The following is a 12268-nucleotide window of genomic DNA, read 5'->3' as shown; positions in this document are numbered from 1 at the left end:
GCCATCATGTGACTCTCCGTGGTTACCCCGGGTGGGGCGAGGGCAGACCGTACGGGGGCCGATGGACGCCCCTGCGACGAGAGGAGCGAGCCGTGCTGTCCGACTTCTTCGACCGACTGCTGCGCCGTGGCGCGGGTTCCGGTTCCGGCACGGGGCCGCCCCCGGGGGCCGGAACGACGACGGGGGCGGGGGTGCCCGGGCAGGCGCGGCCGTCCCGGAACCTCGTCCTGGACGCCGACTTCTCCTCCGCCGAGCAGTGGGTGGCCGGCCGCTCCTGGGCGTATCCCCACGGCGGCCCGACCAACCCGGGCGACAACAAGCTCGACCACCTCACGGACGATCCCGCGTACAGCCGGAGCGGGGTCTTCCGGGCGACCCCCCGGCCCGACGGCCGCTGGACCGCGGGACTGCTCACCACCGAGGGCAGCGCCGAGGGGTTCCTGGTGCGCACGGGCGACGTCCTGGAGGCCCGGGTGCGGCTGCCGGTGGAGATCGGCGCCTGGCCGGCGATCTGGACCTGGCGCGACGGCGGCCAGGAGATCGACGTCTTCGAGTACCACCCCGACAACCCGGACCTGCTCGAACTGTCGAACCGGGTCCGGGGGCGCCACCACTACTTCCGGGACCCGGCCGTCCGTCCGGGGGCGTGGATCGACTTCCGGGTCGAGTTCGGCGCGCGCTCGGTGGTGTGGTGGGTGAACGGCGCGCGGGCCTTCGACGACCGCCGGGGAGTGGGCCGCTCCTGGCGCGCGTACCTGATCGTGAACCTCTCGGTCTGCGCGGGCCGCTACCACCCGGCGCCCGAGGCGGGTACGGCGGAGATGTCGTACGAGGTGACGGAGCTGCGCGTGTACCGCGGCTGACCGGGCCCGGGCCGCGTGGTTCTCCGTACGGCGGGAAGGGGGGTGTCGACGCGCGCGACGGCGGGGGAAGCGTCGTGGGGACAACGGGTGTTGCGTAGGCTCGAACAGAGCGTTCCGCGCACCCGCACCGTGCCGCCCGTACGACGAGGAGGACCCCCATGACCACCGCCGAAGAGGGACGGCAGCGGCTCGACGCGGCCAGTGTGCTCAACGCGAAGAGGACGCTCCTCCAGCTGCTCGCCCGGGCCGGCGTCTGGTCGGGCGACGCGGAGGAGATGATCGGGTTCGTCGAGGCGGGCGCCCTGGCCCTCGCGTACGAGGAGATCGGCGGGGCCGTCCGGAGCGCTCCGGACGGGAAGGGCGAGGCCTATGCCGCCGGTTGGCTCGACGGCGCCCGGAGCGTGGCGGACGAGCTCGGCGGTGTCGCCGAGCGGGCCCTGCGACAGGCCCTCGCCGCCGACCCCACCGCCGACTCCCCCGACGACCGGCCGCCCGTCGGACGCACGGAGATGGAGCGGACCAAGGTGGCGGTCACCCCGATCTACCTCTCCTTCACCGACGTCTCCGACCTCGATCCGGAGGTCACCGAGCAGGTGCTCGGGGCCGTCCTGCGCACGATGAGCTCCCGTCAGCGCTCCCGGTACGCGGGGCGGTTGGCGGAGTTCGCCACGACCCACCGGGAGCGGCTGGAGCGGCTGTACGCGGAGTACGGGCCGGGCAGTGCCATCGCGATCCACGGGCGCTACACCCTCGTCCACTCCCCCACCAGCGTCGCCGTCCTGGAGCGGCTGGCGGCGGCGCCCGCCGCGCTGTACGAGGAGTGGGACGCCGCCGAGTTGCCGCCCGCGTGGCTGGACGGCCTGACGAAGGCCTGGGGCGCGCCGGCCTGACGTCCTCCCACCGCCTTCCGCCCGCCGCTCCGAGAGGGGCGGGCGGATCTTGGGTGAACGTTTCTTCTCGGCCAGCCGCCTACCGCTGGTCGCTAGTCGCTAGTCGCGGAAAGGGTCGGGATACCTGGCGGAGAAAGGTTCCTCCGGACGGTCGGGCCGCGTCGGCGCCTCCCGGCGCGCGTCGGTCCAGATGGCCTCGATGCCGAGGGGGCGGGTCATGTCGTCGGACCGCCAGGAGGGCGGGAAGCCCGCCGTCTCCCGCGTGCGCGCGGGGTGCGGGGAATTCCGCGGGACATCGCGCTGGATGCCGCCGAGGCGCCGCTCGAAATCGGCCTGCAAACGGTTCATCGTGTCGAGGAAGTCCTCGAGAGGAATGGTTCCTTCATACATGCGTTCCTCCTGTTGCCCACGGCGAAGGTCATCACATTCGAATAAAAAGGGCACTGCTGATGACACATCCCCTCAACGACACCCTCGCTCGGAGGGAACGCGGCATTCGGGTGACTCGCGCCCCGGGAAAAATCGGTTCTTCACAGATCGGAGGCGTGCCGGCGCGCGTCAGCCGGCCGGTTCCGCACGGAAGGCGATCATGGCGGTGTCGTCACGGTGGTCGGAGAGGTCCTGCAGGAGGCGGAGCAGGTCGGGCAGGTCCTCCTCGCGGTGGAGCGCGGCCGCCCGCAGCAGGCACCGCTGCCCGGTGTCGAGGGAGGTGCCGGGGGTCTCGATGAGCCCGTCGGTGTACTGCAGGAGCGTGTCGCCGGGGGCGAGGCCGTGCGTGTGGGTGGTCCGGGGGAAACCGGGGGCGACGCAGAGCGGCGGGTCCTCGCCGCTGCCGTCGAGGAAGCGGGGCTCGCCCCGCGCGGGGATCAGCAGGGGCGGCGGGTGCCCGGCGTTGGACCAGGTCATCCGCCAGGTGCCGTCGGGCCGCCGGCGCAGATGGGTGTGGACGACGGTGGTGAAGGAGCCGGCGTCGAGGCCTTCGGCGGCGTCGTCGAGCATCCCGAGGACGGCCGCGGGCGTGCAGTCGGGGCCCTTGTTCCAGGCGAGGGCGCGAAGCATACTGCGCATCTGCCCCATGACGGTGGCGGCGCCGAGGTCGTGTCCGGCGACGTCCCCGATGTCGAGGACGAGGGTGCCGTCGGGGAGCGTGATGGCGTCGTACCAGTCGCCGCCGATCTCGTTGGCCGGGCTGGCCGGCTGGTAGCGGGCGGCCAGGCTCGCCCCGGGCACCGCGGGCGGGCGGGTGAGCTGGGCGCGCTGGAGGCTCAGGGCGGTGCGGCGGGCCCGCTGGAGGTCGAGGACCTTGCGGATGGGCCGCTGCGCGTGGTGCAGGACCTCGCGCAGCAGCTCGACGTCGGCGGGTTCGGGGGCGGGGGTGTCGCCGCTGGTGGCGGCGGTGGCGTAACCGAGGACGATGTCGTCGACGACCAGGGGGACGAGGGTCATGCTCGTCGCGCCGGAGGCGGTGAGCCACCGCTCGGTGACCTCAGGCACCAGGCCGGGCGGGATCCGGCCGTCCGCCGGCAGCCGGAACGTCCTCGGCTCGCGGCTCTCCAGGACCTCCCGCATGACCGGGGTGACCGTGACGCTCTGCCCCATCGGCGCGGGCGCGGGCGGGAGTCCGGGGCGGGTGGCGGAGGCGACCCGCCGGGCCGTGACCGTCGCGTGCTCCGGGAGCGGCCACTCCTCGTGGGAGAGGAGCAGGATCACACAGGCGTCGGTGAGGTCGGGGACGACCGAGTCCGCCACCGCGGCGAAGGCCGTGTCCAGGCCGCCGCCCGACGCCTGCGCCACCCGGGCGAGGAGGTGCTCGCGCAGCTCCGCGCCCCAGGCGTCCTCGACGTCGACGGTGGCGGCGATCCACTCCTCCGCCCGTCCGTCCCGCACGATGGGGACGCAGCGCGTGGCCATGTGGCGGTAGGAGCCGTCGGCCGTCCGGAGCCGGAAGGTGTTCTGGTAGATCTCGGGGGGACGCCGGGCCTGTGCCCGGTGCCAGGCGTCGACGAGCGCCTGCCGGTCCCGGGGATGGATGTGGGCGTACATCTCCTCGCCCTCGCCGTGCGGCAGGGGGGCGCCGGTCAGCTTCTCCCAGCCGGGGACGATCTCCTCGACGTGGCCGTCCGCGCGCACCACCCACACCATCTGGGAGACGGCCGTCACCAGGGCCTCGAAGCGCTGGAGCGCACGGGTCTCGGCGGTGGTCTCCAGGATCACGACCAGGACGCCGTCGCCGACCGGGGTGGCGACGGGGGTGCAGGAGGTGACGAAGTAGCGGACCTCCTCCGGGCCGCCGGGGACGGGCAGCAGCGAGTCGGTGAGCTGGCGGGGGCGCCCGGTGGCGAGGACGTCGTCCAGGACCGCCAGGAAGCGCGCGGCGCTCGGTTCCGGGTAGGCCTCGTGGGCGGGCCTGCGGAGGGGGCGGTCGCCGAGCATCCTCCGGTACGCCGCGTTGACGTAGATCAGCAGGTGCTCGGGTCCGCCGAAGAGGGCGACCGCCGCGACGGTCGCGTCGAACAGCTTCGGGTCGAGGGCCCTCGCGGGGCTCATCGCCCCTCCGCCCCCGTCCGGGCCGGCGGGGGATCAGGCCGCCCGTCGGTCCGCCGGTGATCCGGTGCGATCATCCTGTGAGCCTTTCGTCCTTCCGGCACGCGAACCCCTGCATCCTCCAGGGGACCGTGCCGCGGTGGCCCGCGCCACACGGGCGGCTACCCCGTTCGTGTGCGCCCCGAACGCCGCCCGCCCCCTTCCCTTCCGGCTCCCCCGTGAAGATCGACGCCCCCTAGTGTTCGAGCACGAAAGCGAATAGGTTAGGCTCACCTAACAAGCGTTCGCGACCGTCGCCGCCTCTGCGTGATCACGTCCGGAGAGGCATGGGCGCGGCGTCGCACACCTCTGCCCGGAGACAAGGAACCGTCATGCCTTCTGTGTTCACCCCTCTTCGCCGCCGCGCCCTCGTGGCGGGGGCCGCCGCGGTCTCGCTCGGCCTCATGGTGACCGGATGCGGTTCGGACGAGAAAAAGGACGGCGCGGCGGGTTCGGCGTCCGAGGCTCCGGCGGGCGCGTTCCCCGTCACCATCAAGAGCGCCCTCGGCGACGCCGTCATCAAGGACAAGCCGAAGCGCGTCGTCACCCTCGGCCAGGGCTCCGCGGAGACCGCCATCGCCCTCGGCAACGTCCCGGTGGGCATCGAGGAGTACCCGTGGGGCAGCGACAAGACCGGCTACCTCCCCTGGATCCACGAGGCCGTGACGAAGTCCGGCGGCACGCTCCCCAAGCAGTTCAAGGGCGGTGAGGAGCTCGACATCGAGGCCATCACCGAGCTGGAGCCCGACGTCATCCTCGCCCCGTGGTCCGGCCTCACGCAGAAGCAGTACGACGTCCTCAAGGACATCGCGCCGACCGTCGCCTACCCCGAGAAGGCGTGGAGCACCAACTGGGACCAGCAGATCGAGATCATCGCCAAGGCGCTCGGTCAGCCGGAGAAGGCCAAGGAGCTGGAGTCGAAGATCGACAAGCAGCTCGCCGACGCGGCCGCCTCCCGCCCCAACTACAAGAACGTCACGTTCTCGTACATCTACAACACCGGCCCCGGCACCCTCGGCGTCTTCAAGCCCGAGGAGCAGCGCGTCGCGATGGTCTCCAAGCTCGGCCTCAAGGTCGACCCGGTCGTGAACGAGTTCAAGGAGACCGAGGGCACGGACTCCGCCCTGATCGGCCTGGAGAACGCCAACAAGCTCGCGAAGAGCGACATCGCCTTCACCTTCTACATGGACGAGAAGTCCCGCAAGACGGTCGAGGCCCAGCCCCTGTACGCGGCCATCCCCGCCGTGAAGAAGGGCGCGCTGGTCTACAGCCACGACACGCCGTTCGTCACCGCCTCCTCGATGATCAACCCGCTGACGGTGCCGTACAGCATCGAGCGCTACCTGCCGATGATCGACAAGGCCGTCGCCAAGGCCGGAAAGTAACCACGGATTCCGGCGTGACCACACTCTCCCGGACCGTCCAGGGCCCCGCCGCACGTCGGCGGGGCCCTGCCCGGTACCTAGCAGCAGCCGTCCTGTGCCTGGTCCTGCTCGCCCTGGCCCTGCTGGCCAGCGTGATGTTCGGCAGCAAGCCGACGTCCCCGGCCGACGTCCTGCGGGTCGTCACCGGCGGCGGCGACGAGTACCTCCGCACCGTCGTTGAGAGCCGCTACCCGCGCACCGCCCTCGGCGTGCTCGCGGGTCTCTGCCTCGGGATCGCCGGCACCCTGATGCAGGGCATCACCCGCAACCCGCTCGCCGAGCCGGGCCTCCTCGGCATCAACGCGGGCGCGTCCGCGAGCATCGTCGCCGCCACCGCGTTCCTCGGCGCGTCCGGGCAGCGGGAGACCATCTGGTGGGCCCTCGTCGGCGCCCTGGTGACCGGCGTCCTCGTCCATCTCATCGGCACGGCCGGCGGGGGTGCCAGCCCGGTGCGGCTGGTGCTGGCCGGCGCGGTGCTCTCCGCGGTCCTCGCCGCGTTCATCCAGGCCGTCGCGCTGTCCCGGCCGAAGGTCTTCGACACGTACCGCTACTGGGTGGTGGGCTCGCTCGGCGGGCGCGGTTTCGACGCCCTCTGGGCCGTGCTGCCGTTCGCCGCGGCCGGGCTGCTCCTGGCCGTCGTCCTCGCCCCCGGGCTCAACGCCATGGCGATGGGCGACGACAAGGCCGCCTCGCTCGGCATCAGCCCCGCCCGGGTCAAGGGCGCCGGGCTGCTCGCCGCGACGCTGCTCAGCGCGGCGGCCACGGCGGCGGTCGGCCCCATCGCCTTCGTCGGGCTCGCCGTCCCGCACCTGGTCCGGGGCCTGGTGGGCGCCGACTTCCGGATGCAGATCCTGTTCACCGCGCTCGCGGGCCCCACGCTGCTGCTCTTCGCGGACGTCGTCGGCCGGGTCCTGCTGCGCCCCGAGGAGCTGATGGTCGGCGTCGTCACCGCGTTCGTGGGCGCGCCCGCGCTGCTCTTCGCGGTCCGTCGCATGAGGGGGGCGGCATGAAGACCACCGACCGGACCGAAACGCCGGCCGAGGTCCGGGCCGGGGACCCGGCCGTGACGCTCCCGCGTCCGGCGGGGCGCGTCCTGGTGCGGCTCGGCCCCCGGGTCGCGATCCCCGTGCGCCGCTCCTCGCTGGTCGCCGCCGCGCTGTCGGTGCTGCTGCTCCTGGCGGCGGCCGTGGCGACGCTCTCGATGGGCCGGCTGGGCATCCACCCGGCCGACCTGCCGTCGGCGCTCATGGGCGAGGCGACGGGCAAGAACGCCTTCGTCCTCAACCGGCTGCGCGGCCCCCGGCTCGTGGTGGCCGTCGCCACCGGCGCGGCCTTCGGCCTGTCCGGGGCGCTGTTCCAGTCGGTCACCCGCAATCCGCTGGGCAGCCCCGACGTGATCGGGCTCAGCGCCGGGTCCGGCGCGGGCGCGGCCGCCGCCGCGCTCTTCTTCCCCGACACCGTCCCGGTCTCCGTCGGCGCCCTGGTCGGCGCGGTCGCCGCCATGGCGCTCGTGTACGTCTCCACCGGGACCGGGTTCCGCAACCCCGGGCGCCTGGTCGTGGCGGGCATCGGCGTGGCCGCCATGTCGACGGCCCTGACCCAGTACGTGGTGTACGCCGTCGAGCGCGACAAGGCGAGCGCCCTGACCGCGTACATCAACGGCAGTCTCTCCGCCCGCTCCTGGGACGACGCGACGGTCATCTGGACGGTGCTGCTCGTCTGTCTGCCGCTCGCGGCGCTCCTCGCGCGGCCGCTGAGCATCGGCGAGATGGGCGACGACCTCTCCACCGGTCTGGGCGCGCGCCCAGACCGGACCGCGACGGCGGCGGTCGCCCTGTCGATCGTCCTGTCGGCGGGCGCGGTCAGCGTGGCCGGTCCGATCGCCTTCGTCTCGCTGACGGCGCCGCAGATCGCCAAGCGGGTCACCCGCAGCGGCGGGCCGCAGCTCGTCATGTCGGCCCTGCTCGGCGCCCTGCTCCTGGTCCTCGCGGACCTCGCGGCCCAGCAGTTGCCGTTCTTCGACGACCTGCCGGTCGGTCTGTACACGATGGCCGTCGGCGGGGTGTACCTGGGCTATCTGCTGCTGCGGGAGTGGAAGCGGCCCGTCTGAGGCGGATGACGGAAACGGGGAGGGGGAGGACCGTCCGGTGGTCCTCCCCCTCCCCGTTTCCGTCATCCGGTGAACGGCTCGCCGACGCGCAGGTTCCAGCGCCCGCTCCGGCCGCTGAGGTGGACGGCGGTCAGGGGGCGGACGTCCAGGCGCCGGGCGGTCGCGTCCGGCACCCCGAGGGCGTGGACCGTCGCGGCGCGGACGACGTCGGGCTCGACGACGGCGGTGACGCGTCCCGATCCCTCCCCGAGCGCGTCGAGCCAGGCCCCGACCCGGACGCGCAGGTCGCGGAGGGACTCCCCGCCGTGCGGCGCGGCCTCCGGGTCGGACAGCCAGGCGGCGAGCCCGGACTCCTCGGCGGCGGCGACGTCTTCGAGGGTCCTTCCCCGCCACCGGCCCATGGCGCAGCCGGCCAGGCCGGGCACCGGCTCGGCCCGCAGGCCGAGGGCCCGGGCGGTGCCGAGGCAGCGCGCGGACGGCGAGGCGTACGCGCGTGTGGAGGGGTCCACGGCGGCCGCGAGGGCTTCGGCGCGGGCGCGTCCCGCCGGGTCGAGGGGGCCGTCGTCGTCGAACCGGACCTCGCGCAGCGCGTCGTTCGTGGCGGGCGGGACGAGGGTCAGCCGGACTGTCATCGGGGTCCTTCTCGGTCGGCGCCGGCACGGGGCGGCGGAGCGGTCCCCCGTACGGTACGGGCCACGGGGAAGCGGGTGTTCGGCCCGGGGGCGCACGGAAGGTGATCCAGACCTCACGCCCTTAACAATGTCCACGTCACGCGGTACCGTCAGGCGACATTTGAACAGCGTGACGACGGCGAGACGGAAGTCCGGTGGGAACCCGGCACGGTCGCGCCACTGTGTGCCGAGGCCTTCCCGGGCAGGGGAGGCCACGGCGAGTCAGACCCGTGGACCGTCGTCCTGCACCACCGTTCGGGACGCGCGTTCCCGCAGGAGGTTTCATCATGGCCGAGGCTGCCGTCTCCGCTTCCGTTTCCACCCCTTCCGTCGCCGTACCGGCTCCGCTGCCCGTGCGGGCCGTGCTGCCCTGGGCCTTCTTCGTCGGCCTCCTCGCGCTGATCGCGCTGTACTTCGTGGGCGCCGAGCAGGGTGCCACCTCCCTCTTCGCGGGTTCCGACGTGCACGAGTGGGTGCACGACGGGCGCCACCTGCTCGGCTTCCCCTGCCACTGAGAGGCGACGAGCACATGCATGCCTCGACTGTGAGAACCCTGCTGGTCCGCGGCATGATCGCGGGCCTGATAGCCGGTCTGTTCGCCTTCGCCGTGGCCTACGTCGGCGGTGAGCCCTCCGTGAACGGCTCCATCGCCGTGGAGGAGGCCCAGGCCGCCCAGGAGGCGGCCCACGCCGGGCACGGCGGCGCGGAGGCCGAGGAAGAGGAGGAGGTGGTCAGCCGCTCCGCGCAGTCCACCTTCGGCCTGGCCACCGGCGTCCTCGTCTACGGAGTGGCGCTGGGCGGCGTCGCCGCGCTCGCCTTCTCCTTCGCGCTCGGCCGCATCGGCCGGTTCAGCCCGCGGGCCACCGCGGCGCTGACAGCCGCCGCGGCCTTCACCACCGTCTACCTGGTGCCGTTCCTGAAGTATCCGGCGACCCCGCCGGCCGTCGGCAACCCCGACACCATCGGGAAGCGCACCACCCTGTTCTTCCTGATGATCCTGCTCAGCGTGCTGCTCGGCGTCGGCGCGGTGATCCTCGGTCGCCGTCTGGCGCCACGCCTGGGCAACTGGAACGCGAGCCTGGCCGCCGGCTTCGGCTTCCTGCTCGTGACGGGCATCGCCTTCGCGGTCCTGCCGGCGAACGACGACGCCGTCAAGGCGGGCTTCCCGGCCAAGCTGCTGTGGGAGTTCCGGCTGGCCTCGCTCGGCGTCCAGGTCGTGCTGTGGGTGGTGTTCGCCGTCGTCTTCGGCTACCTCGCCCAGAAGGCGCTGGCCGCCCGTGCGTCCGACGCGGAGGCTCCGGCCCGGGTCGGGGCTCCGGCCGCCGGCTGACCGGCCGCCCCGTACGGAACCGCCCCGCGTGCCAGGAGCACGCGGGGCGGTTCCGTGTGCGGGCGTTCCGGCCGGTCACCGCCGGCCGGTGCGTCCGGTCCCCGCGCACAGCCAGTGGTCGCCCGTCGTGGTCCATCCGGTCAGCCGCCGGGCGCGTCCGCCGTCCGCCGTGCCGTCGGCGGCGAAGAAACCTCCGTCGGCGACCAGCCGGAGGCCGGCCAGGGCCGGTGCCAGGAGGGCGGCCACCGGGGCGGGGTGACGGGCCGTCTCCTCCGGCATCCGGGCCAGCACCCCGGCCGCCGTCGCCGCGTCGCAGCGGGACAGGTGGAACAGCATCTGCCGCCAGGCGTACGCCGCGTCCTTCACCGTGCCGAGCGGGCGCGGCTCGCGCCGGGCCCGGTCCGTCAGGCGGCACACCGTGACGAAGCAGCGGCGGGCCGCTTCCGCCCAGCCGGAGGCGGGTGCGACGCCGACGCGGTGGACCAGGGTGGCGAGGTTGTGGGTGGTGAGGATCTGGGACTGCTCGATCACCGCGCCGTTCCTCGCCACGGTGTGGGAGGCGTGCCCGCCGGCCCGCTCGTGGCACAGCGCGGCGAACTCGGACGCGTCCCGGGCGGCGCGCCGCCGGGAGGTCCCCCGGCCGTCCTCGTCGGAGAGCACGTAGACGGCCGCGTAGTCGATGCCGTAGTACCGCGCGTACAGCGATCCTTCGAGCAGTTCCCCGGCCACCGCGGCGGCCGCCTGGAACTTCGGGCTGAAGGTGCCCGTGAAGATGTCGGCGGCCAGCTCCTCGACCAGGGGCGCGTCCAGACCGGCCCGGCGGGCCAGGACGGCGAGTTCGCGGACGAGCGGGTTGGGCAGCAGGGTGCCGGGGAAGCCGTCGACGGCGACCTCGGCGAGGTGCCGCAGCGTCGCGTGCGCGGAGTTCCGTACGCGCGCGTCGGTGCGGTGCTGTGCCGACACCGCGCGGACCCAGGGCAGTTCGTCGGGCCGGACCTGCCGCTCCAGGTCGAGCAGCAGCAGCGAGCGGCGCTCGCGGAACGCCCGGTAGTTCGCGGCCATGAGCGCGCGCAGCGGCGCGTCCCGGTAGGCCCGGGTCGTCTCGGCGGCGACGAGCTGGGGCACGAGCTCGGCCATGACCTCGGCGGAGGGGATCACGCCGAGCTCCACCAGGACGGGCAGGGGCGCGCTCCGCGCCCTTTCGACCACGCGGCGGATCGCGGGCGGTACGGCCGTCCCGGCGGGCAGGCCGGTACGGCGCTGCTCGGCCCCGGTCACCGGGACGAGAAGCGCGTCCGGATCGGTCGCGCCGGCGTCCTGCGGGAGGCCGGACATCCGGTCGGCGACGAGACGGGCGAGGGCGTGGTGGGAGGGCAGCGCGGCCTGGGCCGCCTGGGCGCTCCGTACCGCCGTGTGCCGCTCCGCACCGGGCAGGCCCCGCTTGCGGACCATCGAGGCGACGGCGTGCCGGAGGAGTCCGAGGCGCCGCGCGTCGAGCGGGCGGCCGGCGACGGTCTCCTCCAGGGCCCCGCGCAGGATCCCGAGGTTGCCCTTGGGGTCGCGGTGTCCGCCGCAGCGGGTGTGCTCGCGGGCCAGGGCCCGGTAGCGGTCGAGGAGGGCGGCGCCGCGCGCGTGCCACCCGTCGCCGGGGTCGCGGTCGAGAACCCGGTGGCCGGGGCCGGCCGTCTCCAGCCAGTGCCCGAGCAGTTCGTCGGCGAAGGGGTGCCAGACGCGGAGCGCCTCGCGCTGGGTCTCGACGGCGTCGTTCGGGCCCCGGCGGGCCAGGGCGGCGGCCGTCTGCGCGACGGTGCGGCGGTGCACGGCGCCGGTGTCGGGCGCCGGGGCCGCGGACGGGCGCGGGGTGAAGCGCAGCGTGCCGGCGAACGGGCTCAGTTCCCGGACGAGTTCGAGGGCCGCCTCGGTCTCCCCCGCGCGCACCAGCCAGGCCACCGTGAGCAGCGCGGCCTCCTCGGGGACGGTCACCTCGTAGCGGGCGCCGTCGAGGAGCGCCCACAGCTCCGCGAGGCCCTCCTCGGTGAGGCAGTGGGCGAAGAGGGCCTCCCGGTCCTCCGGTACGCCGGCCTTCCGCGCCGCCTCGGCCTCGTACGGCAGGAGGGGGCCGCCGGCCCTGGCGCCGCCCGTGGCGAAGCCGCCGTGCAGCACCTCCGGGGTCACCCAGGCGGGCAGCCCCCGGACGGGGGTGCGCGAGCCGATCCGCAGCGTGCCGTCGGCCATTCCGGAGAGCACCCGGCGCCAGCCGCGGACCCGTTCCCCGGCACGCTCTCGCGTGGCGGGGTCCTCGTGGGTGAGGGCGGTGGTGAAGGCGCGGGTCAGTCGGCCCTCGGCGTAGGAGGCGGAAGGGATCTGCGGCTGCTTGTCAGCGTGGGTGTCCATAAG

11 protein-coding genes and 1 riboswitch are annotated in these 12268 nt (G+C 74.1%); of the genes, 7 read left to right on the top strand and 4 right to left on the bottom strand.

The annotated features are described in order from the left end of the window. Positions 1 to 191: 191 nt before the first annotated feature. A complete protein-coding gene (locus ACIQD7_RS24910) occupies positions 192 to 863 on the top strand; it encodes a beta-glucanase (protein WP_121830522.1) in 672 nt (223 codons plus the stop codon). Positions 864 to 1021: 158 nt separating this feature from the next. Continuing rightward, on the top strand, positions 1022 to 1753 hold the full coding sequence (locus tag ACIQD7_RS24905; protein ID WP_402444341.1) for a hypothetical protein: 732 nt from the start codon (positions 1022 to 1024) through the stop codon (positions 1751 to 1753). A gap of 99 nt (positions 1754 to 1852) precedes the next feature. Here ACIQD7_RS24905 and ACIQD7_RS24900 read toward each other — a convergent pair whose 3' ends face one another. Further along, a complete protein-coding gene (locus ACIQD7_RS24900) occupies positions 1853 to 2143 on the bottom strand; it encodes a hypothetical protein (protein WP_402444339.1) in 291 nt (96 codons plus the stop codon). A gap of 168 nt (positions 2144 to 2311) precedes the next feature. Next, positions 2312 to 4300, bottom strand: coding sequence for a SpoIIE family protein phosphatase (locus ACIQD7_RS24895; RefSeq protein ID WP_402444337.1), 1989 nt, complete (start codon positions 4298 to 4300; stop codon positions 2312 to 2314). Between the two features lie 368 nt (positions 4301 to 4668). On the opposite strand from ACIQD7_RS24895, the gene ACIQD7_RS24890 reads away from it, so the two are divergent. The 3 genes from ACIQD7_RS24890 to ACIQD7_RS24880 are packed head-to-tail and all read left to right on the top strand — an operon-like array spanning position 4669 to position 7870. Beyond that, on the top strand, positions 4669 to 5721 hold the full coding sequence (locus ACIQD7_RS24890) for an iron-siderophore ABC transporter substrate-binding protein (protein WP_402444335.1): 1053 nt from the start codon (positions 4669 to 4671) through the stop codon (positions 5719 to 5721). 14 nt (positions 5722 to 5735) lie between these two features. Then, positions 5736 to 6770: a FecCD family ABC transporter permease gene (locus ACIQD7_RS24885; RefSeq protein WP_402444333.1), complete on the top strand. Its 1035-nt coding sequence runs from the start codon at positions 5736 to 5738 to the stop codon at positions 6768 to 6770. Then, the gene (locus ACIQD7_RS24880) at positions 6767 to 7870 is read left to right on the top strand and encodes a FecCD family ABC transporter permease (protein WP_402444331.1); all 1104 of its coding nucleotides are present in this window, start codon (positions 6767 to 6769) and stop codon (positions 7868 to 7870) included. The genes ACIQD7_RS24885 and ACIQD7_RS24880 overlap by 4 nt, the downstream gene beginning before the upstream one ends. Before the next feature lie 62 nt (positions 7871 to 7932). On the opposite strand, the gene ACIQD7_RS24875 is transcribed toward ACIQD7_RS24880, so the two are convergent. Further along, the gene (locus ACIQD7_RS24875) at positions 7933 to 8502 is read right to left on the bottom strand and encodes a histidine phosphatase family protein (RefSeq protein WP_402444329.1); all 570 of its coding nucleotides are present in this window, start codon (positions 8500 to 8502) and stop codon (positions 7933 to 7935) included. 185 nt (positions 8503 to 8687) lie between these two features. Beyond that, a riboswitch (cobalamin riboswitch) is annotated at positions 8688 to 8769 on the top strand. A 59-nt stretch (positions 8770 to 8828) separates the two neighbouring features. Here ACIQD7_RS24875 and ACIQD7_RS24870 point away from each other — a divergent pair. Both ACIQD7_RS24870 and ACIQD7_RS24865 read left to right on the top strand, forming a co-directional pair. Then, entirely contained in the window at positions 8829 to 9056 is a 228-nt protein-coding gene (locus ACIQD7_RS24870; RefSeq protein ID WP_402444327.1) for a CbtB-domain containing protein, read from the top strand. 14 nt (positions 9057 to 9070) lie between these two features. Beyond that, positions 9071 to 9871, top strand: coding sequence for a CbtA family protein (locus ACIQD7_RS24865; RefSeq protein ID WP_402444326.1), 801 nt, complete (start codon positions 9071 to 9073; stop codon positions 9869 to 9871). 75 nt (positions 9872 to 9946) lie between these two features. Here ACIQD7_RS24865 and ACIQD7_RS24860 read toward each other — a convergent pair whose 3' ends face one another. Then, positions 9947 to 12265, bottom strand: a complete 2319-nt coding sequence (locus ACIQD7_RS24860; protein WP_402444324.1) for a hypothetical protein — start codon at positions 12263 to 12265, stop codon at positions 9947 to 9949. Positions 12266 to 12268: the final 3 nt, after the last annotated feature.

It is taken from the genome of Streptomyces sp. NPDC093071, from assembly GCF_044754545.1.
Classification (GTDB): Bacteria; Actinomycetota; Actinomycetes; order Streptomycetales; family Streptomycetaceae; genus Streptomyces.
The sequence above is the reverse complement of the archived record's forward strand: the minus strand, read 5'-3'. Positions and strand labels throughout refer to the sequence as shown.